A 23,772-nucleotide genomic window follows, 5' to 3' on the forward strand; every position below is an offset into this window, starting at 1 on the left:
TTCGACCTACCCCTGACGAAGGAGCGACGATGTCCGCTGAATCCTCAGAGCTTTCCGGCCCCGACCTCGCCCGGGAGGGCGTGCCGCTCGATGCCGTCGCGGATGGCGGGATGATCCTCGGTCACGTGGGTGACGACCCCGTGCTCGTGGCGCGCCGGGGCGAGCAGTACTTCGCCATCGGCGCCGTCTGCACCCACTACAGCGGTCCGCTCGCGGAAGGCCTCGTGGTGGGCGAGACAGTGCGCTGTCCCTGGCACCACGCCTGTTTCAGCCTCCGCACCGGCGAGGCGCTCGGCGCGCCCGCGCTCAACCCGGTGGCGAGCTACACGCTCGAGCGGCGCAACGGCCGCCTCTACGCCGGCGCGCGCACGCTGGCCGAGCCGCTCGCGCAGACGAAGTCTGCCGGCCGGCCCGAGCCCGGATGGAACGTCGTGATCCTTGGTGCCGGCGCCGCGGGCGAAGCCGCGGCCGAGATGCTCCGGCGCCTCGGATTTGCCGGACGGATCACGATGGTGGGCGCCGATCCGGCGGCGCCGTACGATCGGCCCAATCTCTCCAAGGACTATCTCGCCGGCGAGGCATCCGAGGACTGGATTCCGCTCCGCCCGCGCGAGTTCTACGACGAGCACGGCATCCAGCTCGTGCTGGGCCGCCGCGCCGAGCGCCTCGATCTCGCGGCGCGCCGCGTCGTGCTCGAGGGTGGCGATGCGCTGCCGTACGATCGGTTGCTCCTGGCGCTCGGCGCCGATCCGGTGCGGCTCGACATCCCGGGCGGCGACCTGCCGCACGTCCACGTGCTGCGCAGCCTGGCGCAGTGCCAGTCGATCATTGCGGCGGCCGAGCGCGCGAGGCGGGTCGTGGTGCTCGGGGCGAGCTTCATCGGGCTCGAAGTGGCCGCGTCCCTTCGGCACCGGGAGCTCGAGGTGCACGTCGTGGCGCCGGATCGGCGTCCGCTCGAGCGGGTGATGGGCGCCGCGATCGGCGATTTCATCCGGCAACTGCATGAGTCGCACGGCGTGGTGTTTCACCTGGAGCATCGGCCCGCGCGCGTTGAACCGGACGCCGTCACCCTCGACAGCGGCGAGCGGATCGCCGCGAATCTCGTGGTAGCCGGCGTCGGCGTGCGTCCCAACCTGGCGCTCGCCGAGCAGGCGGGGCTCGCGATGGATCGCGGCATCAGTGTCGACGAGCGGCTGGAGACGAGCGCCCCCGGCGTCTTTGCCGCCGGCGATCTCGCGCGCTGGCCCGATCCGCATACCGGCGAGCGCATCCGGGTGGAGCACTGGGTGGTGGCGCAGCGCCAGGGCCAGGTGGCCGCGCACAACATGCTGGGCCTCAACCGGCCGTTCGAGGACGTGCCGTTCTTCTGGACCGCGCAATACGACGTGTCTCTCCGCTACGTGGGCCACGCCGAGCGGTGGGACGACGCGGTGGTGGACGGCGACCTCGACGCGCGCGACTGCGCGGTCACGTTTCGCCGCGGCGGCCGGCGGCTGGCGGTGGTGACGCTCGGCCGGGACCGCGCGGCGCTCGTGGCGGCGGCGGAGATGGAGCGGGAGCGGGCTTAGGTCCGCGCCCGCACCAGCAGCCCGAGCCCGATCAGCAGAAACGCCGCGTTCGGAATCCATGCCGCCGCCACGGGATCAATCAGTCCCCCGGCCCCTACCGCCTTGGCGATCTGCATGAGCAGGAGGAACAGCACCGTCGTCGCGAGGCTCACCGCGATCCCGAACGCCGTCCCCGCGCGCGGCGAGGTGATGGCGAGCGGAGCGCCGAAAATCGCGATGATAAAGCAGGTCACCGGGATCGCGAGCTTGAGCGCCTGCTCCGCCACCAGCTTGTTGGCGTCGTTCCCGGAGCGCTTGAGCGCCTCGATGTAGCGGCCGAGCTCGGCGTAGCGCATCTCGTCGGGTGCTTTTGCCTCGGCGAGGAGCTCAGCGGGTGTCTGGGTGAATGCGCGGAGCTGCATGGTATGGAAGCGGTAGGCGGCCTGCCGGTCGGGAGCCGCGATGGCGCGGCTCGCGCCGTCCCAGAGGCGCCATTGGTGCGCCTCTGGGTCGTAGGTCCCGCTGTCCGCCGTGAGAATGAGCGAAGGGTACTCGAGCCCGGTGCCCTGCCGCTCGAACAGGAGCCCGGTGATCCGCCCGCTCGCGAGGTCAAGCGAGCGAATGGTGTACACCCAGCCCTCGTCGGCCCGGTACACGAAGTTGTAGCGCGACGATACCGCCCCTTGCGGCTGCGCCTTCTGGATCCGCAGCTCATGCGCGGTGGACCCGGGTGCCAGCTCGCCCACCACGATGCCGAGGGCGGCGGCGCCGATCGATGCGATGACGAGCGGCAGGATCAGCCGGTGAAAGCTCTGCCCGCCAGCCTTGGCCGCAGTGAGCTCGGCGTGCCGGGCCATCGCGCCCACGGTAAACACCGTGGCGAAGAGCACGGCCGCAGGCATCACCAGAAACATGTTCTCCGGCACCGAGTACACGTAGCTCAGCGCAATCTGGTGCAGGGTGAGGCCGCGATCGAGCAGCTTGTTGAGCGAGTCGGTGACGTTGATGACGATCGAGACCAGCGGAAAGCCCAGCGCCGTGAGCGCGAAGATCTTGAGCCACTGGCCCAGGATGTAGCGGTCGAGCAGCCGGCCGATCACGCGGAGGTCCCCCCGCGTCCTCGCCGGAGCCGCCAGCGCACGGCGTCGAGCAGCTCGCGGAAATCGCCGCCACGGTTCAAGCCCGGCTGCCGGTTCACCAGGGCGAGCCCGATGATACCGACGACCGTGAGAATGATGTTCGGCAGCCACATCGAGAGGAGCGGCGAGAGGAGCGCCCGGTCGGCCAGCGTCTCTCCGGCGGTGAGGCCCACGTAGTAGAGCGAGAAGGCCGCGAGCCCGCCCCCGATCACGAGCCCCATGCCGCCGCGCGGAAACCTGAGCGCGAGGGCAATGCCCAGCAGCACGAACGAGATGCAGGCGGTGCTGATCGCCCACTTCTTGTGGACCTCGACCATGTACCGGTCGGCGCGGAGGTCGGCGTCGCGCCAGCGGTCGGCGGCCAGGGCCACTTCGGCCCACGGGGTGAGACGGTCGGGCGGCGGAGCCGTTGCGCGGAGAGGCGTGGGCACACTCGTAACCGCGGGCACATGCGGCGCCTGCGCACCCGCCTGCAGCGGTGCCGGGCTGCCCGCGTGCGCCGGCGCCTGGCCGGCCCCCTGCTGCGCAGCTACGCTCGGCGGCAACAGCGCCCCGCGCGCGTGCGCCAGCCAGACGCAGTAGTCGGCCGGAGGCTCCGGCACGGTCGTGTCCGCCGCCGCCGGCGGCAGCGCGAGCAGCATACGGAGGTCGCGGTGGAGCAGCCGCTCGCGGTCCCGATCGGCGTGCAGCTTGTCGCGATCGGCGTCGCGCACGATGGCCAGCATCTCGCAGCTCGACATCTCGCGGTCGCCGCGGATGTTATCCGCGGTGTTGCGCTCCAGCTCGTCGAAGACATTCCGCACCCGGATCTCGTTTCGGTCGAACCGCGTCACCTGGAACCGGTCCGCCTCGGACGTGCGGTACTGGTGCACCGAGCCGTGATAGAGCAGCAGGCTCAGATCGCGTCCGCCCGGCGCGTAGGCCATGACGCCGCTGTCGGCGTAGATCACCCGGCGGGTGGTTTCGTCGTTCACGTCGTAGATCGTCACGTTGCGGAGCCGCCCGGTCGCCGCGTCGATGCGTCCCGCGCGCAGGAAGTATTTCGACGGCGGCACCTCGTTGATCACCTGCTCGCGCAACTCGAAGGTGGGCCGCTTGCGCCCGATGTCGATGAGCAGGCCGCGGAGCTCCGCATTGCTACGCGGCAGCACCTGATCCACGAACGCGAAGTTGAGCGCCGCCATGAGCACGCCCCAGAGGAGCACCGGCTTGAGCATCTGGGGCACGCTCACACCGCTCGCGCGGAGTGCCGTGACCTCGCTGTCCGCCGCCAGGTGGCTGAAGGCGTAGAGCACCGCCAGCAGCACCGCCATCGGGATCGTCATCGCGAGAATGAACGGCAGGCTCAGGACGAACACCTCGGCCACCACCGACCAGGGCAGCCCCTTGCCCACCAGCGAGCCGAACTTCTTGGCCACCTGGTTGAGCAGCATGAGGCTCGTGAGCGCCGCGAGCGCAAAGCAGAACGGTGCCACGAGCTGCCGGAGGAGATAGCGCGAGAGGAGCCGCACGGGATGAATTATAATGATGGGCATGCGCCCACCGATCGGGTCAAGACTCGCGCCGTTCCGGCCTTTGCCGAAGCTCCTGCTGGCCGCCCTCCTGCTGGTACCCCTCGCCACCGCCTGCCGCGAAGCCGCGCCGCCGCCGCCCGAATTCAACGGCGAGCGCGCCTTCGACTACCTCAAGACCCAGGTGGCGTTCGGCCCGCGCATCCCCGGCACACCGGCGCACGAGCAGGAGGCGGCCTGGCTCGACAGCCTGCTCCGCCAGCGCGCCGATACGCTCGTCGTGCAGGCCTGGCCGCACCGCACCGCTAAGGGTGACACGCTGCACCTCACCAACTTCATCGCGCGCTTCAAGCCGGGCGCCAGCACGCGCGTGCTCTACCTCGCCCACTGGGACACGCGGCCGCACGCCGACGGCCCCAACTCCAAGAACAAGACCGCGCCGGTGCCGGGCGCGGACGACGGCGCATCGGGCGCGGCCATGCTGGTCGCCCTGGCCGACGTGCTCAAGCGCACGCCGCCCGCGGTCGGCGTGGACCTGCTGTTCGTCGACGGCGAGGATTACGGCGACTTCAGCGCCGACCCGCCCACCGACGTGCTGATCGGCTCCCGCTACTTCGTGGCCCACCCGCCGTCCGGCGAAGCACCGGCCTTCGCCATCCTGTGGGACATGGTGGGGGACAAGGACCTCAACATCAAGAAGGAAGGCAACTCGCTCACCGGCGCGCCGGACGTGGTCGACCGGGTTTGGACCACCGCCCGGCGGCTCGGCTACCAGCAGTACTTCTTGGACGAGACCGGAGTCGCCCTCATCGACGACCACGTCGAGTTGCAGAAAGCCGGGATCAAGGCCATCGACGTGGTGGACTTCGACTATCCCTACTGGCACACCCCCGAAGACACCATAGACAAGGTGAGCGAGCACAGCCTGCAGGTCGTGGGCGACGTGGCCGCCGCCGTGATCCGCGGCGCCGGGGCGCACTGAAGACTCGCTCGTCCCGCGCTCGCCGGACACGCGCCGCGGCATTTCGCTTACCGCCCCACGCGCGCCGCCCTGTACCCTCGGACCATGGGATCCTCCGAGCGGCGCGCCCTGGTTCTCATGCTCGGCCTCGCGGTGGCGGGGCACGCCGTCCGCCTGTTCGTCCTCCGGCCGGGCGCCGCTCCCGGTGAGGTTCAACTCCTGGCTTCGCTCGCCCCCGGCTCGGCCGCGGCCCACAAGGACAGCACCATCGCGCTCGCGCGCCCGCTCGAACCCGGCGAGCGGATCGACCTCGACCGGGCGCCAATCGCAGAAATCGTCCGCCTGCCGCGGGTGGGCACGGCGCTCGCCAAACGGATCGTGGCGGATCGGGAGGCGCACGGCGCGTTTGGCGGACTCCCCGGTCTCGACCGGGTCGCCGGCATCGGCCCCGGGCTCCTCCAAACGCTCGCGCCCGCCGTTGCATTCAGCGGCTCGGCCGGGCGCGCGGCACCGGAGGCCCCAGCGGGAGGGGGTGTCTGCCTGGCGGGGTTCGGGCCCGGCACCGTTCCGCTCGATACGGCGGTGCGGGTCTGCGGCACCCCGCCGCCGGTCCGGCCGGCCAAGGCGGGGCAGGGTGGCCTGGTCGCGCTCAACTCCGCCTCCGCCGCGGAGTTGAATGCACTTCCGGGCATCGGCGTGGCGCGCGCCGCCGCCATCGTAGCGGAGCGGGAGCGGCACGGGCCCTTTGCTTCGGTGGACCAGCTCACTCGGGTGCCCGGCATCAAATCTGCCTTGGTCCAGAAACTGCGCGACCGCCTCCGGGTGCCTTGAACTTTGACGCCCAGATCGGTATCCGCGTCATCCCACGTTCCTACGCCCCTGGCCGAGAGACCCTACCCTGGCGACGACGGCGACCCACGCTGCCAACGGCGACCGGCTTGGCGAGACCCTGATCAAAGAGGGCCTCATTTCCCGCGAGCAACTGCACCAGGCGCTCGCGGAGCAGCGCATCAGCAAGCACCGCCTGGGTTACGTGCTGGTGAAGCTCGGCCTCGTGCAGGAAATCGAAATCACCAAGCTGCTCGCCCGGCAGTACCGGATGCCCGCCGTCGATCTCTCGCGGTTCGAGGTCGACCCCAAGCTGCTCAAGCTCCTCCCGGCCGATCTCGCCTCGAAGCACGTCGTGGTGCCCTTGAAGCGCGAGGGGCGCACGCTCACGATCGCCATGGCCGACCCGGCCGATCACGGCCTGCTCGAGGATCTCAAGTTCATCACCCGCTACGATCTCTTTCCGGTCATCGCGGGCGAGTTCACGTTGCGCTCGCTGATCGAGCGGCACTACGAGAGCTCGGACCAGCAACTCCAGAGCATCCTCAAGGACATGGAAGGCCTCGACGACGACGTCGAAGTCGTCGAGGAGCAGGAGGACGACGCCAGCGCGGCGCAGGTGGACGACGCGCCGGTGGTGAAGCTCATCAACGGTCTGCTTACGGACGCGGTGAAGCGGGGTGCCAGCGACATCCACATCGAGCCCTTCGAGCACGAGATCCGGGTGCGCTACCGGGTGGACGGCGCGCTGCTCGAGGTGATGCGGCCGCCGCTCAAGATGAAGGCGGCGCTCACGAGCCGGGTGAAGATCCTCTCGCAGCTCAACATCGCCGAGCGGCGGGTGCCGCAGGACGGGCGGCTCAAGCTCAAGATGGGCACGCGGGTCATCGATTTCCGCGTCTCGACCCTGCCGGTGCTCTTCGGCGAGAAGATCGTGCTCCGCATCCTCGACAAGGGCAACCTCACGCTCGACCTCAAGACCTTCGGCTTCGAGCCCCAGGCGGAAGCGGACCTGCTGCGCGCCATCCTGAATCCGTACGGCATGGTGCTCGTCACCGGGCCCACCGGCTCGGGCAAGACGACGACGCTCTATTCCTGCCTCCAGCGGATCAACACCGCCGAGACCAACATCATGACCGCGGAGGACCCGGTCGAGTACAACCTGATGGGCATCAACCAGGTGCTCGTCCGGCCCGACATCGGCCTCACCTTCGCGGCGGCGCTCAAGGCGTTTCTCCGGCAGGACCCCAACATCATCATGATCGGTGAGATCCGCGATCTCGAGACCGGCGGCATCGCCATCAAGGCGGCGCTCACCGGCCATCTCGTGCTCTCCACGCTGCACACCAACGACGCGCCGAGCACCATCACCCGCATGATCGACATGGGGATCGAAGCGTTCAACGTGGCGAGCGCCGTGAACCTCGTGGTGGCGCAGCGGCTGGTGCGGCGCATCTGCAAGGATTGCAAGGCGCCGGCGCAGTACAAGGACGAGGAATTGCGCTCACTGGGCACGGATCTTGACTCGTTGCGGACGATTCAATTCATGAAGGGCAAGGGCTGCGATCGGTGCAGCGGCACGGGGTATAAGGGCCGGCAGGGCCTCTACGAGGTCATGGCGCTCACCCCGGAGTCTCGGCGCATGATTTTGCGCGGCGCCTCGGTGGCGGAGCTGCGCGACCAGGCGGTGTCAGACGGCATGCTTACGCTCCGGATGGACGGCCTCAAGAAGGTCGAGAAGGGGATAACCACCCTAGAAGAAGTCGTGAAGGAGACCGCCGGATGAGCATCAATCTGCGCGCGCTGCTCGAGGAAATGATCGAGAAGGAGGCCTCCGACCTGCACATCACCGCGGGCGAGCGGCCCAAGTTGCGCATCGACGGCGAAATGGCCGACAGCTCGGTGCCCGACGTCCTCACGCCCAAGGACACGCTGCAGTTGGCGTACTCGGTCCTCACCGAAAATCAGAAGAAGCGGTTCGAGACCGAGGACGAGCTGGACTTTTCCTTCGGCATTCAGAACCTGGCGCGCTTCCGCGGCAACGTGTTCAAGCAGCGCGGCTGCGTGGCCCTCGTAATCCGCATGATTCCGTTCAATGTGCGAACGTTCCAGGACTTGGGTCTCCCGCCCGTCGTGGCGAAGCTGGCCGAGCGGCCGCGGGGGCTCATCCTGGTGACGGGGCCGACCGGCTCGGGCAAGAGCACCACGCTCGCCGCGATCATCGACAAGATCAACAAGGAGCGGAAGGGGCACATCATCACGGTGGAGGACCCGATCGAGTTCATCCACCGCCACCAGGGCTGCATCGTTAACCAGCGCGAGGTGGGCACCGACACCAAGAGCTTCTCGACGGCGCTCAAGTACTGCCTGCGCGAGGACCCGGACGTGATCCTGGTGGGCGAGATGCGCGACCTCGAGACCATCGCCGCGGCGCTCACCATCGCGGAAACGGGCCACCTCGCTCTGGCCACGCTGCACACCAACTCCGCGGCCGAGTCGATCAATCGCATCATCGACGTCTTCCCGCACAACCAGCAGTCGCAGGTGCGGGCGCAGCTCGCCTTCGTGCTGGAAGGCGTGATCACCCAGACGCTGCTGCCCAAGCTCCGGGGGCGTGGGCGGGTGATGGCGGCGGAGATCATGGTGATCACGCCGGCCATCCGGGCGATGATTCGTGAAGAAAAGATCCATATGATCTACGGGGCCATGCAGGCCGGCAAGCGGTACGGGATGCAGACGATGAACGACTCGCTCTACCAGATCTACACCGCCGGCGAAGCGTCCGAGGAGGAATGCCTCCGCGTCTCCTCCGATCCGCGCGAATTCGGGCGCATGATCGGCAAGGAGCTGGTGGAGGATCGCGAGCCGGTGCCGATGGAGAAGCCGCTCCGCGCTGCCGCCGGCGCGCGTCGCTGAACCGGGGAGACCGCTGATGCCCGTCTTCGAGTATACCGCGCGCAATCCTTCGGGGCAGATCCAGAAGGGTCAGCTCGACGTGGCCAGCCAGTCGGAGGTGAACGCCTACCTCCGGAAGAACCGCCTGCTGCTGGTGAGCGTGCGCCAGGCGCCCAAGAAGATCACGTTCGGTCTGGGCGGGCAGCGAATCAAGATCCGCGACATCGTGATCTTCACCCGTCAGTTCGCGACGATGATCAACGCGGGCCTGCCGCTGGTGCAATCGCTCACCATCCTGGCCCAGCAGACCGAGAACAAAGCGCTGGCCGAGGTGACGCGCGCCGTGGTGTACGATGTCGAGTCGGGCAACACCCTCGCCGACGCCTTCGCCAAGCATCCGCGTGCGTTCTCGGCGCTCTACGTCAATATGGTGGCCGCGGGCGAGGCGGGCGGCATCCTGGACACGATCCTGCTCCGGCTCGCGACGTTCCTGGAGAAGAACGACGCCCTGATTCGGAAGGTGAAGGGCGCGATGGTGTACCCGGGCGTCATCATGACGGTCGCCGGCGTCGCCGTCGCGGTGCTGCTCATCTTCGTGATCCCGGTGTTCCAGAACCTCTTCTCGTCGGTGAACCTCGACCTCCCGCTACCGACGCGCATCGTGATCGGCCTCTCGCAGGGGCTGCTGCACTACTGGTGGGCCATCGCCGGCGTCGCCGGCGCCATCGGGTTCGCGTTCCGGCGCTACTACGGCACGGTGAGCGGGCGCCGCACGATGGACGCGGCGCTGCTCAAGGCGCCGCTCCTGGGCGAAATGCTGCGGAAGTCCGCGGTCTCCCGCTTCACCCGCACGCTGGGCACGCTCATCTCGTCGGGCGTGTCGATCCTGGACGGGCTCGAGATCACGGCCAAGACGGCCGGCAACATGGTGATCCACGACGCCGTGATGGCGTCGCGGCAGTCGATCGCCGGGGGCGAAACCATCGCGGCGCCGCTGGAGAAGTCGGCGGTGTTCCCGCCGATGGTGATCTCCATGATCGCGGTGGGTGAGCAGACCGGCGGGCTCGATGAGATGCTCAGCAAGATCGCCGATTTCTATGATGAGGAAGTGGACGTGGCGGTGAGCGCGCTGCTCTCGCTCATGGAGCCGATGATGATCGTGTTCCTCGGTGTGGTCGTGGGCGGCATGGTGGTGGCGATGTACCTGCCGATCTTCGATATGATGAACGCGGTGCAGTGAGTCTCGGACTGCAGTGAGCCCAAGCAGTGCGCGAGAAGAGGGCCCGGCATCGCCGGGCCCTCTTCGTTGCCGCGATCGAATTAGGTCCGCTTTGCGGGACGAGGCGTTTGTCCGGATGCTACCCGGCTCGCGGCCTTGCGCGTCGGCGGCGCCGACAGACGAGCCCCTCCCAGTCCTTGTAGCTCCAACCGGCCGGCCCCACGCGCATGGTCATGTCGTTCGCCTCACCCGGTACGCCCGGCGGTCACTGCTCGGGCGCCCGATGCTCCGGTCCGGCGCTGCGCGCCCACGGCACCAGGTCCAGCCGCTCGAACGAAATCGGCTTGCCGGTGTTTTCATCGATTCCGTAGCGGTCCGGCGTTTCGTATAGGCGCCGGAGCGCGTCGTCGATGGCCTGCAGCTCGTCGCCCGCGCGCTGGGCGAACATCGCGTCCATCTCCAGCTCGTAGGTCTCGGTGCCCACGTCGGCGATGTGGAAGGGAAGGTGCGAGATGTCTCCCGACCGGTCAGCCTCGCTCACGCCGAGCGTTTCGCCGGCGCGGCGCAGGATGCGGAGCACCCGGTCCCGCTCCTCGTGCAGGCGACGCTCCAGGTGCCGCCGTTGGTCCTCGTTCAATGCCATCGTGGTGGCCTCCGCCGAAATTCGCCTCTCGGCATGCCGCCCGCCGGCCGCCGCCGAGCCCAGCTTGGGGCGGCGAGAGCCGGCGCGCGGGGGCGCGGGTCACCATCCCGCCGGCGCGGGCGGCCTAGCTTGGGGGGGGCGGACGGCAAGGAGCGATGCGAGACCAAAACGGAGGACCGTCCATGGACCACGACTACACCCAGCCCATGCCCTACGATCTGAATAGCTGGCGCTACGCCCGCTCACATCCCGATCCGCTGGGTGACCACTTCGGCCCGGTCGAATGGGGCGGCGGGGGAGGCCGGGCGGGCAGCACCCGGATGGACCCGCACTGGATCGATATGCGCGGCGCGCTGGCCGGAGCAGACTATTCGTCAGCCCGCATGCTCGACCACCCCACCTACGCCGGCCGGGGCCCGAAGAACCACCGCCGCCCCGACGGGCGAATCGCCGAGGACGTCTGCGAGGCGCTTACCGTACACCTCGGGGTGGACGCGAGCGAAATCGAAGTGAAAGTGAACGACGGCGAGGTGTCGCTTACCGGGAGCGTGGAGGACCGCCGCATGCGCCGCGTGGCCGCCGAGGTCGCGGAATCGGTGGCCGGCGTGCGGGACGTGCACACGCGGGTGCGTGTGCGCGAACGGCGCTAGTTACATGTCTCTGCGCCGGCCCCGGCCTCGCCCCGACTGCAGTTGCAGTCGAGGCAGCCGTGGGTTAGGCAGGTGCCGCAACTCCGCGCCACCTGCCGGCGGAGCGCCTCGCGGGCCCGGTGCAGCCGAACCCCCGCATTCCCCGGCGTGATACCGATCTCCGCGGCAAAGTCGCGGACGCTCCTTCCGTCGAGGTCCACCCGGCGAATGGCCGCGCCGTACTCCGGCTTGATCGTGCCGACGAGGGCCGCGACACAAGCACAGATCACGGTCTCGAGCTCCTCATCGGGACCCGCAACCGCCTCGTCCGCCTCGGACGCAAATCGGTCGTGGGCCCGCGCCCGCGAATCCTGCCTGCGGAAATGGTCGGTGATGGCGTTCCTGAGCACGCGATAGAACCACGCGACTGCGGATTCGGAATTCCGCAGCCCCGCCGTGCCGTCGAGGCTACGGACGAACGCCTCCTGCAGGATGTCCTCCGCCACGTCGCGCGACCCCACGCGCCGCTCGACGAACGCGAGAAACCGGGCGTGGCTGTCGAGAAGCACCCGGAGAGCTCCGGGTGCCTCGACCGACTCGTCCATCATTTCCGGATCCACCCTACTTGCACCCGCAGCCGCAGGTGCACTCGGCGGCCGTGCAGGGGCACTCGGTGGTGCCGGCACAGCTGCAGCGGCACTGGCAGGCCTGGGAGGGCTTCGTGGAATCGCTCATCGGGATCGCTCCTTTGGGTTTGCGGTCAGACTGCCTGAGGCATCGTCGCCTTCAAACCTGCTGACGCACGCCCCGCCGAAGCATTACACCTACTTCGTCGCCTTGGCCGCAACCTTCGCCGACGCCTTGGCCGCCTTCGCTGCCGGCTGCGCCTCGAGCGTCTTCGCCTCCGGCGCCAGCCGGTCGGCGGTATACGAGTCGATCCGGTACACCGTCTGGCCGGTATCCGCCTTGGCCCAGAACCCGGCCTTGGTGGAATCGATGAGCAGGGTGAGGATCGGCGACCCGTCCTTGCGCTCGAGCCGAGTACGCCGGTCCGGCCGCCTGAAGTCGAGCGAATCGGCCTGCGCGGGCGAGGCGAACGCCGTCGCGTCCACCGCGCGATACTCCGACAGCAGATCGGCCACCTGGGCGGTATCGACCGCGCCGCCCGGCTTGAGCCTCCACCCCTCCTCCCCGCGTGCGAGCGTGTAATGATGCCCTGAGCGGGTCACGTCGATCCGGGCCACGCTGTCGGACGGCACGGCCGCGATCTTGTGGTCGCGCCAGCTGTCGGTCTGGCGGGTCACGGCGTCCACCAGGCGGCCGTGCAGGAGATAAGTGGGGTCCTCCCCCACACGGCGCACGTATCCGCCGCCGGACTGCGCCGACCGATTGCCCGCGATGAAATCCACCAGCATCTTGCCGCCGCCGCGCATCTCGACGTGGGTCCCGCCCGCGCTGTCCACCCCGAGCGCCGCGTGCGATGCGGGCTCCTCGGCAATCAGCTCGCTCGCCGGCGCGGTGTCGGCCAGCGCCGCGAAGAGATCGGCCACCGCCCGCGGTGCCGCGCGGTGCCCGTTCACGGTCCAGCGGGCCGAATCCTGCCTGGCGAGCACCGCGGTGTCGGCGCCGTGCGTGAGCACCACCGTGTCCACCGATGCGCGCGCCACCGCCGGCAACCGGAACGCGTCCTCGCCCGCCGGCGACCCACGGTGCCGCCGCGCGAACGCCGCCGCGCCCCAGAGCGCCAGCAGCACCACGAGCGCGATGCCCATCCTGAGCAGTTGCCTCGCGCTCATGCTGCCGCCTCCTGCGCCGGCGTCGCCGACGGCACGAACGGCCGGTATGGTGCGCGCGTGCGCCGCCGGCGCCGTACCAAGTGCACGATGCCCACGAGCACGACCAGGAGTGGCAGCCCGACCAAGTTCACGTACTTGGCGAGATCCCGCTCCGCCGCCGTCGCGAAGACGAGCGGGACGGGGTGCCGGTCTTTCGATCGGATCGCGATCAGTCCCTCATCCTGGGCCAGCCAGTCGGCCGCGTTGAGCGCGATGGTGAGGTTTTCCGGCGCCACCCGCACGAACCTGTCGGTCGCGAAATCGGTGCTGCCGATCACCACCGCTCGGCCGCGCGCACTGTCCTTCGGTGCCACGACTACCGCGAGGAGCTTTCGCCCGGCACCCGACTGCGGAAAGTCGCGCTGCGGATCGATCGAAGTGGCACCGGTGAGCGTGCCGCCGGCGGCGCTCGTCCGGAGGAGTGGCGTCACCGTGCCCTTCGCCGCTTTGCTCGTGTCGATCGTGCTGGCCCAGGTGAGCACCGCCGCGCCGATGTCGCGGTTGATCGCTGAGCGGTGGGTGCTCTCCGCGCGAATGAAGAACGGATACAGCCGCATCACCCGGCCGAAATCGCTCGACACCGGGATCGCTTCGCTCGCGAGAAGGTCGTACGCCACGTCACTCCGCACCGAAACGCCAAACGGATCGAGCAGCGAGTTCCACGGAAGCGGACGCGGGTCGGCCACCGGCATCTGCGAGGAGAGCGCCATGCCGCCCGCGAGCACGAGAAGATTTCCGCCATGGTCCACGTAGCGCTGCAACCGCTCGAGCTGGGCCGCGGGCACCGAGTCGGGCGATCCCGCGAGCACCAGCGCGGCCATCGTGGTATCGAGTGGGATCGTGTCGTGCAGTGACACGTCTCCCATGTCGTAGGACTTCCTGAGTTGCTCCCTGAGATCGCTGTACCCCGTGCCGGGCGATCCCCCCGACGTGGCGAGGAGCCCGATCCTGGGCTTGTCGGCGCGGGTGATGTCGCGGATCGACGAGACCAGCCGGTACTCCAGGTCGTCGGTGTTGTGCACGAACGGCAGCGTGGTCGTCTCGGCGCCGTGCTGGAGCGCGATGCCCAGATATCCCTGCTTCACCTGCAGCTCCGACTCGCCGATCACGTTGAATTGCACCGGCTGGATGCCGAGCGCCTCGGCCTCGCTCTTGGCCTTGTCGTCGCTCGACGGGTCGCGCTCGATGATCCGGACCCGGTCGTGTCCGGCCGAGCGGATGTCGTGCAGCAGGTCGTCCACGTCGCGCTTCATGAGCGCCACTTCGGTCGGCAGCTCGGACGAGGCGAAGACCTTGATCGTGACGAGATCGTCGAGGTTACCGAGCACCTGCCGGCTCGCCGGAGAAAGGGTGTATGCCTGTCCCGGCGAGAGGTCGAGCCGCCCGTTGATGTAGCCGCCCAGCAAGTTCACCACGACGAGCGACGCGGCGAGCATGCCCACGCCCAAACGAAGCCGGCGGAGCGCGCCGCGCGCCGGGGCGAGCTTCCGGCCGAGCAGCGCGCCGTATGCGAGCGCCAGGAAGATGCCCGCGAGCGAGACGAAGTAGATGACGTCGCGCAGGTCGATTACGCCGCGCCCGATGCTCTCGAAGTGCGAGAGCACGCCGATCCGCGCGGCGGTGGTGGCGAGTGACGGCGGCAGCCCTACGAGGAGCGGATTCAGCCCCGCCAGGATCAGCAGGAACATCAGCACGGCCGCGAGGATGAACGCGGTGATCTGGCTGCGCGAGAGGCTCGAGGCCCAGGTGCCGATGCCCGCGAACCCCGCGGCGAGCAGCCCGGCGCCCACATACTGCGCCGCCACCGTGGGCCACGGCATGTCCGCGCCGAGCGAGAGGCCGAGCGGAATGGCAAGCGAAAGCGCGAGCGCAATCCAGAGAAAGAGCACCGACGCGAAGTACTTGCCGAGCAGGAGCTCCAGCTCGCTCAGGGGCTGCGCCAGCACCACCTCGAGCTGCCCGCCGCGGATGTCCTCCGAGAGCGAGCGCATCGTCACCGCCGGCACGAAGAAGAGCAGCTCCCACGGCAGCACGTCGAGCATCGGGCGGAGGCTCGCCACCTGCGTCAGGTAGGCCTGGCGGAAGAAGAGGAACGCGTTGATCGCGAGGAAGGCCACCAGCAGCACGTAACCGGTGGGAAGGTCGAACAGCGCCTTGAGCTCGCGGCGCGTGACAGTCCAGATGCGCATCACTCAGGACTCCTGCTGAATCGTAAGCTCGCGGAACAGATCCTCGAGGCTGCCGGCTTCCTGGTGCAGCTCGAAGAGGGTCCAGCCTTCTGCCTTGGTCAGGTCGAAAATCCGCGGGCGGAGGTCTTCCGCGGCGGAGGCGGTCACGGTGACGCGCGCGCGTCCCTCGACCGGCTCGTGCGGCTCGACGGCGGCGACCCCGGGGAGCGCCGCGATCTTCTCGGCGAAGTGTGCGGCCGCCCCGTCGCCCGCGGCTTCGACCGCGATCCGCGCCGCGCCTTTGGCCCGGGCGACCAGGTCGTCCATCGGCCCGTCGGCCACGAGGCGGCCCTGGTTGATGATGAGGAGGCGCGAGCAGGTGTACCGAAGCTCCGGCAGCACGTGGGTGGAAAGGAGCACGGTGCGCTCCCGGCCCAGCTCGCCGATCAGCCGGCGGATCTCGACCCGCTGGTTCGGATCGAGCCCTTCGGTCGGCTCGTCGAGGATGAGAAGGTCGGGCCGGTGGAGGATGGCAGCGGCGAGCCCGACGCGCTGGCGGAACCCCTTGGATAGCTCACCGATCGGACGGTGGAAGACAGGCTCGAGCCCGGTGGCGGCGACGGACTCGTCGATAGCGCTCCGCCGCTCGGGTCCGTCGAGCGCCCGGAGCCGGCCCACGAAATCGAGGTACTCCGACACCAGCATCTCGGCGTAGAGCGGGTTGTTCTCGGGGAGGTAGCCGATCCGCCGCTTGGCGGCGCGGCCGGCCTCGTCAAGCGGAATGCCGTCGAGGCGGATGGAGCCGGCGTCGGGCTCCAGGAACTGGGTGATCATCCGCATGGTGGTGGACTTGCCGGCGCCATTGGGTCCGAGGAAACCGACCACCTGGCCGCGGTCCACCTCGAAGGAGACTTCGTCGACGGCAGCGATGGCGCCAAAGTGTTTGGACACCCGGTCGAGGGCGAGCAAAGGCATGGGAGAGTTGCAGTTGTGGTGTTGCGGAGCGCCGCGCCTGGTGTCGCGGCCCGACGGCGCCGATGGCAGGGCTTGCCGGTGGGCGCCGACCGTAGGATGCGCGGGGGGGTGGGGGAGTCGCAAGCCGGGGCGGCGGTGTCACTGTCCGCCATTAAGGTAAGATCATGACCGGCTGCCTCATCGTGCTGTTCGGGATTTTCTACTGGATCAGCGCCTGCATCTGGGAAGCGCTGACGGGAATGGCATCCTCCGGCTTCGGCTCGTACAGCGGCCGGGGTGCCCGCGACGACTTCGACGACATCGTGGAAATGGATATCGCGTCCGACGGGAAGCTCGACGGGCACTTTGGGGGTGGGCATGGCGGGTAACGCTTCGATCGCGTGGTGCCGCGCCGTTGGTCCTTGCTTGACATATCAACACTTCTTGTTATGTTGCCGGACATGAGCACCGAAACCTCCGTCCGCGCAACCGCCGCCCTCTTCCACGCCCTCTCCGACGAGACCCGGCTCGCCATCGTCGAGCGACTGCGGCGCGGCGAGCGCTGCGTGTGCGAGCTGACCGACCTCCTCGACGCCGCCCAGTCCCGGCTCAGCTTCCATCTCAAGGTGCTGCGCGAGGCCGGCGTGATCGACTGCCGGCGCGAAGGCCGCTGGGCGTATTACTGGCTCCGGCCCGAGGCGTTCGATGCGCTGGAGGAGGCGTCCAAGGTGCTTCGCCCCACACCCGCGGCCGTCGCGCGGCAGCGGGAGGCGTGCTGCGGCTAAGCCGATTCGAGTTTTGCTCGACATATCAACGAATCTTGTTTTCCGGAGGAATGCATGACGACGAACAGCGCAAACCCGGCGGGCGACAGGGCCGAGCCGGCGACGATCAGGGACACCGTCCGCCAGCGCTACGGCGAAGCCGCGAGGCGGGTCCTCGCGGGCGAAGGCGATGCCGATTGCGGGCCCGCCGACTCCTGCTGCGGCACGGCCAACTCCTGCTGCGGAGCGGCGCCCGCCACCGGTGGCGGCCATGACCCCATCACGGCCAACCTTTATGGCCCCGACCAGACCGCCTGCCTTCCCGCGGAGGCCGTGCTGGCTTCGCTCGGCTGCGGAAATCCGACCGCGCTGGCCGAGCTGCGCGAAGGCGACACGGTGCTCGACCTGGGCTCGGGCGGCGGCATCGACGTGCTGCTCTCCGCCCGGCGCGTGGGTCCGAGCGGCAAGGCGTACGGCCTCGACATGACCGACGAGATGCTCGCGCTGGCACGGGCCAACGCCGCAAAGGCCGGCGCCACCAACGTCGAGTTCCTCGAGGGCGAGATCGAGCACATCCCGCTGCCCGACGCGTCGGTCGACGTCATCATCTCCAACTGCGTCATCAATCTCTCGGCCGACAAGCGCCGGGTGCTGGCCGAAGCGTTCCGGGTGCTCAAGCCGGGCGGCCGGCTCGCGGTATCGGACGTGGTCGTGCGCGGCGAGCTGCCGGCGCCGGTGCGGCGGAGCATGGAGCTGTGGGTCGGCTGCGTGGCGGGCGCGCTCGAGGAAGGCGAGTTCAAGGCGCTCCTTGCCGAGACGGGATTCACCGGCGCCGAGATCGAGCCCACCAGGATCTATCAGATGGAAGACGCGCGCGCGTTTCTGGCCGGGACCGATGCCGACCTCGAGGTACTGGCCCGTGAGGTAACGGGGCGGGTAATGGGTGCGTTCGTGCGGGCGACCAAGCCGGGCGCGGCGTGAGCCGGCCGCCGCTCCGGCTCCTCTTCGTCTGCACCGGTAACAGCGCTCGGAGCCAGATCGCCGAAGCCGTGCTCAACGCTGAAGCCGGCGGGCGGGTGGTGGCGGAGAGCGCCGGTGTCGAGCCGGCGGCGCGGGTGAATCCGCTCGCGGTGCGAGTGCTGGAGGAGTACGGCTACGCCTCGCCCGGCCATGCGCCTCGCGGGCTCGATGTCGCCGCCACGCGAGAGTGGGACTGCGTCGTCACCGTCTGCGATCACGCGCGGGAGAGCTGCCCGCTTCTTCCCGGCCGGCCGGCGGTGGCGCACTGGGGCATGCCGGACCCCGCTGCGGTGGGCGGCAGCGACGCGGTGCGGCGCGCCGCGTTCGAAGCGGCCTTCCGGGTGATCCGCGGCCGGGTCCGCCGGCTGCTCGCGCTCTCGCCCGAGCGGCTGAGTCGGGGCGAGCTCGCGCAGCAGGTCGACGCGATCGCCAGGGAGCCGTCCGGTCCGACGTCCGCCGGGGAGCACCGGGCCGGCTGAGTCGCGCACCGGCCCGCGCCGCAGCATCGTCGCACCATCATCCCAGCCCCCGCCCAGCAGCCATCCTCCCCAGCTTTGCCGCTGGTCCACCGCTCCTATCGCCAGCACTTATGCGAGCTTACCGGGCAGCGTGGCTGCGGCCGCTCTTGTCGCAGCAATGTACAACAAAACGCGCGCGAATTGCACATCATGATGAACGAATATCAGGGCTAGCGCCGCTCGTACGCGGTTAGCGCCGTGAATATGTGCATATGATGCAGGCAATCGCACACACTTCGCTTGCGCATTCCCCCTCCAATCACTATCGTATCCGGCGCCAAGCCCGTGCGGCTCGACCGTTCACCCCGACCTGAGGCCAACACCGGTGCCGATCTCCGCGCTGCTCCCACTGCTACAGAGCGCCGCCCCCGCCCCCGTCCCCGTCCCCGCGCCGACGGTCGTCCCCGCCGACACCGCGTGGATGCTCACGGCCACCGCGCTCGTGCTGCTCATGACCCCGGCGCTCGGCTTCTTCTACGGAGGCCTCGTCCGGTCCAAGAGCTCGCTCAACACCATGATGATGAGCTACGTGGCGCTCGGTGTGGTCGGCATCCTCTGGGCAGTCGCCGCCTACAGCCTCGCCTTTGCCGACGGGTCGGCCTGGATCGGGGGGCTGCAGAACGCTTTCCTCAATGGGGTCACGGCGGACGCCAAGGGCACCATTCCCCACGTGCTCTTCATGGCCTATCAGGGCACCTTCGCCATCATCACGGCGGCGCTCATCTCCGGCGCCATCGTCGAGCGGATGCGGTTCGGACCCTACATCGCCTTCATCGCGATCTGGGCGCTCGTGGTGTACGCGCCGGTGGCGCACTGGGTCTGGGGCGGTGGCTGGCTCGGCAAGCTCGGCGTGCTCGACTTTGCCGGCGGCACGGTGGTGCACATCAACGCCGGCGTGTCGGCGCTCGTGGCCGCGGCGGTGATCGGCGCGCGCAAGGACTACGGGCGGCAGGCCATTCTGCCGCACAACGTGCCGTTCGTGCTGCTCGGTGCCGGGCTCCTCTGGTTCGGCTGGTTCGGCTTCAACGGCGGCAGCGCGCTCGCGGCCAACGGGTCGGCGGCGACGGCGTTCACCAACACCTTCCTGGCCCCGATGGCGACACTCGTCGTGTGGGTGCTGCTCGACTACGTCCGGACCCGGCGGGCTACGGCCGTGGGCGGGGCCACCGGCATCGTGGTGGGTCTCGTGGCCATCACGCCGGCAGCGGGGTTCGTGAGCCCGATGGGCGCGCTTGCCCTGGGCGCGCTCGCGGCGTTCCCGTCATACTTCGCCATCATCCTCCGCTCGCGCACCCGGCTGGACGATTCGCTCGACGTTTTCGCAGGCCACGGCATCGGCGGCATCACCGGCGCGCTGCTCACCGGCGTATTCGCGGTAAAGGCGTGGGGCGGCACCGACGGTCTCCTGGCCGGCAACGCCGCGCAGCTCGGGATCCAGGCGGTGGGCGTCGTGGCTTCGTTCGTCTACGCGGGTGTGATGACGTTCGTGATCCTCAAGGTGCTCGGGTCCGTCGTGGAGCTCCGCGGCGTCAGTCAGGCCGAGGCGCTCGGCATGGACGTGACGCAGCACGGCGAGGAGGCGTACACCAGCGGCGAGGGTTCGATCCTGGTGCTGCCGGATTCCGACTTCGGGGTGGCGCCCGCACCGGCGCTTACCCCTCACCCCATCGCGCGCTGACGCGGGGCGCACGCCCACGAGGAGATTGATCCATGAAGCTCATCATCGCGATCGTGCGGCCCGAGCGCCTGAACGACGTGCTCGAGGCGCTTTACCGGGCCGAGGTCCGCGGTCTCACCGTGTCGAGGGTGATGGGGCACGGCGGCGAGACCGAGCGGGTGGAGACCTATCGGGGCACCACCGTCAAAATGGGCCTGCAGGAAAAGGTGCGGCTCGAGATCGGTGTGTCGGACGGCTTCGTCGACGTGACGGTGCGCGCCGTGCTGGCCGCAGCACGTACCGGCGACGTGGGCGACGGCAAGGTCTTCGTGCTCGACGTGGAGCAGGTGCACCGGATCCGCACGGGCGAGCGCGACGAGGCGGCCGTGACGCCGTTTGCCGAAAGCACGGCGTGACCCTCGGCACGGTGACCGCGGGGCGACTGCATTACCCTTGAGCATGCATCGCCGAACCCTGCTCGTTCTCGTCTCGGTCGGCATGGCCGCCGGCGCACTCACCGCGTGCGGCGGCCGCGGCGGCAATCCCGACAGCCTCGGTACCGGCGACGGCACCGAAACCGGCGCGATCCAGGGCGCCGCGCGCGCCACCCACGGCGGCCGGGACATGGCCGGCGACACCCAGTCGGGGTTCGACACCGGGACCGTCCGGGTGGTGGCCGCCGATTCGGTCTCACCGTCTCGCTGAAACCGCAACTCCCCGTTCCACGTCGTCATTCCGCAGCAACCTGGGGCACAGCGGGCCCCGGTGTTACCCTTCGATCTTGAGCTGTGGCCGCGCATCGGCCGCGCGACGAACCATCCGCCCGATGCATCTGTCGAGCGAGACGGATTCCCTTCGATGGTCCACCAGGCCGGACACCCGGCTTTCGCAGGAGTATTGCATGTCGGCACCGTGGCGTCAGCGTTTCAAGATTACGGCATTCGTGTCCGGAGGATTTCTCTCCGGGCTGCTCATCGCGGGTGCGTTCGATCTGCCCGCCTGGTCGAGCGCCCAGCAGATTTCCCGCGCGGCGCCGGCCCCGCAGCAGTCGGCGCAGGCGACGCCCGCTGCCCGGGTGTCCGACGCGCCGCCGTCCGGCGCCGCCGGGCTCGAATCGCTGAGCGAGGCCTTTGCGGCCGTGGCCGAGCACGTAAAGCCAAGCGTCGTGTACATCAAGTCGGAGATCACAGCCCACCGGGACAGCGTGCCCGCGATGCGGATTCCGCCCGGCTTCGAGCCGTTCTTCCGCGGATTTCCGGGCACGCCCGGCGGTCCCCAGCAGCGGCCGCAGTTCCAGGAAGCGTCGGGCTCCGGCTTCATCGTTTCGCCCGATGGCTACATCCTCACCAACGCGCATGTGGTGGCCGACTCGAAGCGGGTTACCGTGCGCCTGCTCGACCGGCGCGAGTTCACCGCCAAGGTGGTGGGGACCGATCCGACGACCGACGTCGCGGTGCTCAAGATCGACGCCGATAACCTCACGCCCGCGGCGCTCGGCAACAGCGACTCGGCCCGCGTGGGCGAGTGGGTGCTTGCGGTGGGCAATCCGCTCGGCGACAACCTGACGTTCACCGTGACGCAGGGAATCATCAGCGCCAAGGCGCGCTCGCTCAACCTGCCGAACCGCACGGACCGCAGCATCCAGGACTTCATTCAGACCGACGCGGCAATCAATCCGGGCAATTCGGGCGGGCCGCTCGTCGGCGTGCGCGGTGAGGTGGTGGGCATCAACTCGGCCATCGCGAGCGAGACCGGCTTTTACTCGGGCTACGGCTTCGCGATCCCGATCAATCTCGCGCGCCAGGTCATGGATCAGCTCATCCACGGCGGCAAGGTCCACCGGGCCGCGCTCGGCGTGCTGGTGCGCGACGCGACGACCAACGACGCGCAGTACGTCGGGCTGTCCGACGTGCGGGGCGTGGTGGTGCAGGACTTCACGCCGGAAGGGAAGGCCGCGAAGGACGCCGGGCTGGAGCCGGGCGACATCATCATCGCGGTGAACGGCCAGCCGGTCGAGTACACGGCGCAACTGCAGCAGCGGATCGCGTTCCAGAAGCCTGGCGAGACGGTGAAGATCACGGTGGCGCGGAAGGGCGGCGTGCGGAAAACGTTCCCCGTGCCGCTGCAGAACGTGCCGGAGAAGACCGAGCTCGCCTCCGCGAACGACAGTAACAATTCGTCAGACGACAACGGCGCATCCGCGCCGCTTGCCACCCTGGGCGTCAGCGTGGCGCCACTCGACCAATCCACGGCCGAGCAGTTCGGGCTGCCGAACGACGTGAAGGGGGTCGTCGTGACCGACGTGCGACCGGGCGGGCCGTCTTATGAGTCGATTGCGGGTCCGGAGAACGGCGGCCCCGACATCATCCAGTCGGTCGAGGGCCACGCGGTGAAGAGCCCGCAAGACCTGCGCAATGCGCTCAAGGGCGACAAGGCGGGCGAGATCGTTTCGCTCCGGATCTACAACGCGCGGGCCAAGACCCACCGGGTGGAGCGCATCCGGCTCGGCGAACCCGGGCAGTGACGCCGAGGGCGGTGAGCGCGCGCTAGCGACTCACCGCGGGGCCAGGCGCGCGAGCAGGCGGTCCAGCTCGTGCGCCTGGTGGGCGCGCAGATCCTCCGCAACCGTACGCACCACCGTATCCTGCAGGGCGGGCATCATGCTGTCGATCAGCGTGAGGTCCGCCCTGTGGTGCTTGGCGAGCAGGCGCACGAGCGCGCGGGGCTGTTCGTCGGGTGGGAGCGCGGCGAGCGAGTCGACGGCCGCCTTGAAGCGAGGTGGGACGATCGGGATATAGCGCTCGCCGTAGTGGCTGCGAAGCAGCTCGTCCATGCGGCGCTTTTCCGGGTGCTCGTGGTTCTCGAATCGCTCCGCGTGGCTGCGGGCTCTGCCGCTCGCGGGGTCCCGGTCCATGCGGGCCACCAGGTAGTCCAATCCCTGATAGTGATCGAGCAGGCGCTCGAGGAAGCGGCGGTCGGCTGGCACGTCGCCCGCGAGGTGCAGGCGATCGACGCCGAAGACAACTGTGTCTGCGGCACCGGGCTCGCGGTCGAGCGCGGCGGTCTCGACGGCGTCGTCGCGGACGCTGCCACAGCCCGCGAGCGCCAAGAGCACGGTCGCGGCGCCGAGCGCTGCGAGCCTCCGAGATTGGGCGACCATGTTCAACTACATGCGATCGGGCGGGCGCGGACGCGGTGACCGGCGTTACGGACGTCGATCGCGGGGGCTCCGTGTGGGGCGCCCGGCCTGGCGGGGACAGCCCCTACCGGCCGCTGCAGTTCGCTCAAGCGGAGAGATCCCAAGGGGGGCTGCCGCTCACTGACGCGTCCGTCCGGGGCAGCCCCCGCCAGGCCGGGCGCCACCGGCCACGCTCCGAAACGCGGGCGTTCGCAATGCATGCGCGGTGGGCTGCCGGCGACAAATCCCCGCGCTTCGGAGCGCCGGTGCGCCGCGATCGGGGTGTGCGCCGCGTAGCGGGCGTCA

At 69.3% G+C, this 23,772-nt stretch carries 23 protein-coding genes; 15 read left to right on the forward strand and 8 right to left on the reverse strand.

The genetic code is table 11. From position 1 onward, the window contains the following. The first annotated feature begins 29 nt into the window (after positions 1 to 29). Positions 30 to 1,568 carry an FAD-dependent oxidoreductase gene (locus VFW66_09470; protein HEX5386916.1) on the forward strand — a complete coding sequence of 513 codons (1,539 nt, stop codon included), beginning with the start codon at positions 30 to 32 and terminating at the stop codon, positions 1,566 to 1,568. Here the strand turns inward: VFW66_09470 and VFW66_09475 are convergent. Both VFW66_09475 and VFW66_09480 read right to left on the reverse strand, forming a co-directional pair. Continuing rightward, positions 1,565 to 2,647, reverse strand: a complete 1,083-nt coding sequence (locus VFW66_09475; protein HEX5386917.1) for an LptF/LptG family permease — start codon at positions 2,645 to 2,647, stop codon at positions 1,565 to 1,567. The genes VFW66_09470 and VFW66_09475 overlap by 4 nt on opposite strands. After that, positions 2,644 to 4,221: an LptF/LptG family permease gene (locus VFW66_09480; protein ID HEX5386918.1), complete on the reverse strand. Its 1,578-nt coding sequence runs from the start codon at positions 4,219 to 4,221 to the stop codon at positions 2,644 to 2,646. The genes VFW66_09475 and VFW66_09480 overlap by 4 nt, the downstream gene beginning before the upstream one ends. A gap of 40 nt (positions 4,222 to 4,261) precedes the next feature. Here VFW66_09480 and VFW66_09485 point away from each other — a divergent pair, with 40 nt between their 5' ends. The 5 genes from VFW66_09485 (at position 4,262) to VFW66_09505 (ending at position 10,121) form a co-directional block, all read left to right on the forward strand. Then, positions 4,262 to 5,179 carry a M28 family peptidase gene (locus tag VFW66_09485; protein ID HEX5386919.1) on the forward strand — a complete coding sequence of 306 codons (918 nt, stop codon included), beginning with the start codon at positions 4,262 to 4,264 and terminating at the stop codon, positions 5,177 to 5,179. An 84-nt stretch (positions 5,180 to 5,263) separates the two neighbouring features. Next, positions 5,264 to 5,989 (forward strand): helix-hairpin-helix domain-containing protein, encoded by a 726-nt coding sequence (locus VFW66_09490; GenBank protein ID HEX5386920.1) that lies wholly within the window; start codon positions 5,264 to 5,266, stop codon positions 5,987 to 5,989. 118 nt (positions 5,990 to 6,107) lie between these two features. Beyond that, positions 6,108 to 7,772 carry a type IV-A pilus assembly ATPase PilB gene (gene pilB / locus VFW66_09495; protein HEX5386921.1) on the forward strand — a complete coding sequence of 555 codons (1,665 nt, stop codon included), beginning with the start codon at positions 6,108 to 6,110 and terminating at the stop codon, positions 7,770 to 7,772. Then, complete coding sequence (locus VFW66_09500) at positions 7,769 to 8,902, forward strand: type IV pilus twitching motility protein PilT (GenBank protein HEX5386922.1); 1,134 nt, start codon at positions 7,769 to 7,771, stop codon at positions 8,900 to 8,902. The genes pilB and VFW66_09500 overlap by 4 nt, the downstream gene beginning before the upstream one ends. Before the next feature lie 16 nt (positions 8,903 to 8,918). Beyond that, positions 8,919 to 10,121 carry a type II secretion system F family protein gene (locus VFW66_09505; protein HEX5386923.1) on the forward strand — a complete coding sequence of 401 codons (1,203 nt, stop codon included), beginning with the start codon at positions 8,919 to 8,921 and terminating at the stop codon, positions 10,119 to 10,121. 244 nt (positions 10,122 to 10,365) lie between these two features. Here VFW66_09505 and VFW66_09510 read toward each other — a convergent pair whose 3' ends face one another. Beyond that, positions 10,366 to 10,743 carry a hypothetical protein gene (locus tag VFW66_09510; GenBank protein ID HEX5386924.1) on the reverse strand — a complete coding sequence of 126 codons (378 nt, stop codon included), beginning with the start codon at positions 10,741 to 10,743 and terminating at the stop codon, positions 10,366 to 10,368. 182 nt (positions 10,744 to 10,925) lie between these two features. Between VFW66_09510 and VFW66_09515 the strand changes: the two genes are divergently transcribed. Continuing rightward, on the forward strand, positions 10,926 to 11,393 hold the full coding sequence (locus VFW66_09515) for a BON domain-containing protein (protein ID HEX5386925.1): 468 nt from the start codon (positions 10,926 to 10,928) through the stop codon (positions 11,391 to 11,393). Here VFW66_09515 and VFW66_09520 read toward each other — a convergent pair. The 4 genes from VFW66_09520 to VFW66_09535 form a co-directional block, all read right to left on the reverse strand. Next, positions 11,390 to 11,980 (reverse strand): sigma-70 family RNA polymerase sigma factor, encoded by a 591-nt coding sequence (locus tag VFW66_09520; GenBank protein HEX5386926.1) that lies wholly within the window; start codon positions 11,978 to 11,980, stop codon positions 11,390 to 11,392. The two genes, VFW66_09515 and VFW66_09520, sit on opposite strands and share 4 nt — an antisense overlap. Before the next feature lie 216 nt (positions 11,981 to 12,196). Continuing rightward, positions 12,197 to 13,168, reverse strand: a complete 972-nt coding sequence (locus tag VFW66_09525) for a DUF4340 domain-containing protein (protein ID HEX5386927.1) — start codon at positions 13,166 to 13,168, stop codon at positions 12,197 to 12,199. After that, positions 13,165 to 15,396: a Gldg family protein gene (locus VFW66_09530; GenBank protein HEX5386928.1), complete on the reverse strand. Its 2,232-nt coding sequence runs from the start codon at positions 15,394 to 15,396 to the stop codon at positions 13,165 to 13,167. The genes VFW66_09525 and VFW66_09530 overlap by 4 nt, the downstream gene beginning before the upstream one ends. A 3-nt stretch (positions 15,397 to 15,399) precedes the next feature. Further along, on the reverse strand, positions 15,400 to 16,350 hold the full coding sequence (locus tag VFW66_09535; protein ID HEX5386929.1) for an ATP-binding cassette domain-containing protein: 951 nt from the start codon (positions 16,348 to 16,350) through the stop codon (positions 15,400 to 15,402). Between the two features lie 164 nt (positions 16,351 to 16,514). On the opposite strand from VFW66_09535, the gene VFW66_09540 reads away from it, so the two are divergent. The 8 genes from VFW66_09540 to VFW66_09575 all read left to right on the forward strand — a co-directional run bounded on the left by VFW66_09540 (position 16,515) and on the right by VFW66_09575 (position 22,812). Continuing rightward, positions 16,515 to 16,718 carry a hypothetical protein gene (locus VFW66_09540; protein ID HEX5386930.1) on the forward strand — a complete coding sequence of 68 codons (204 nt, stop codon included), beginning with the start codon at positions 16,515 to 16,517 and terminating at the stop codon, positions 16,716 to 16,718. Positions 16,719 to 16,790: 72 nt separating this feature from the next. Further along, on the forward strand, positions 16,791 to 17,114 hold the full coding sequence (locus tag VFW66_09545; GenBank protein HEX5386931.1) for a metalloregulator ArsR/SmtB family transcription factor: 324 nt from the start codon (positions 16,791 to 16,793) through the stop codon (positions 17,112 to 17,114). Positions 17,115 to 17,168: 54 nt separating this feature from the next. Next, entirely contained in the window at positions 17,169 to 18,074 is a 906-nt protein-coding gene (locus VFW66_09550; GenBank protein ID HEX5386932.1) for an arsenite methyltransferase, read from the forward strand. After that, positions 18,071 to 18,592, forward strand: a complete 522-nt coding sequence (locus VFW66_09555; GenBank protein HEX5386933.1) for an arsenate reductase ArsC — start codon at positions 18,071 to 18,073, stop codon at positions 18,590 to 18,592. Before VFW66_09550 ends, VFW66_09555 begins: the two co-directional genes overlap by 4 nt. 364 nt (positions 18,593 to 18,956) lie before the next feature. Beyond that, positions 18,957 to 20,309, forward strand: coding sequence for an ammonium transporter (locus VFW66_09560; GenBank protein HEX5386934.1), 1,353 nt, complete (start codon positions 18,957 to 18,959; stop codon positions 20,307 to 20,309). A 32-nt stretch (positions 20,310 to 20,341) separates the two neighbouring features. Next, on the forward strand, positions 20,342 to 20,704 hold the full coding sequence (locus tag VFW66_09565; protein ID HEX5386935.1) for a P-II family nitrogen regulator: 363 nt from the start codon (positions 20,342 to 20,344) through the stop codon (positions 20,702 to 20,704). 43 nt (positions 20,705 to 20,747) lie between these two features. Continuing rightward, positions 20,748 to 20,993, forward strand: a complete 246-nt coding sequence (locus VFW66_09570; protein HEX5386936.1) for a hypothetical protein — start codon at positions 20,748 to 20,750, stop codon at positions 20,991 to 20,993. Positions 20,994 to 21,189: 196 nt separating this feature from the next. Then, on the forward strand, positions 21,190 to 22,812 hold the full coding sequence (locus VFW66_09575; protein ID HEX5386937.1) for a Do family serine endopeptidase: 1,623 nt from the start codon (positions 21,190 to 21,192) through the stop codon (positions 22,810 to 22,812). A gap of 30 nt (positions 22,813 to 22,842) precedes the next feature. On the opposite strand, the gene VFW66_09580 is transcribed toward VFW66_09575, so the two are convergent. Next, positions 22,843 to 23,448 carry a hypothetical protein gene (locus VFW66_09580; protein HEX5386938.1) on the reverse strand — a complete coding sequence of 202 codons (606 nt, stop codon included), beginning with the start codon at positions 23,446 to 23,448 and terminating at the stop codon, positions 22,843 to 22,845. Positions 23,449 to 23,772: the final 324 nt, after the last annotated feature.

It is taken from the genome of Gemmatimonadales bacterium (assembly GCA_036279355.1).
In the GTDB taxonomy this organism is placed as follows: domain Bacteria; phylum Gemmatimonadota; class Gemmatimonadetes; order Gemmatimonadales; family GWC2-71-9; genus DASQPE01.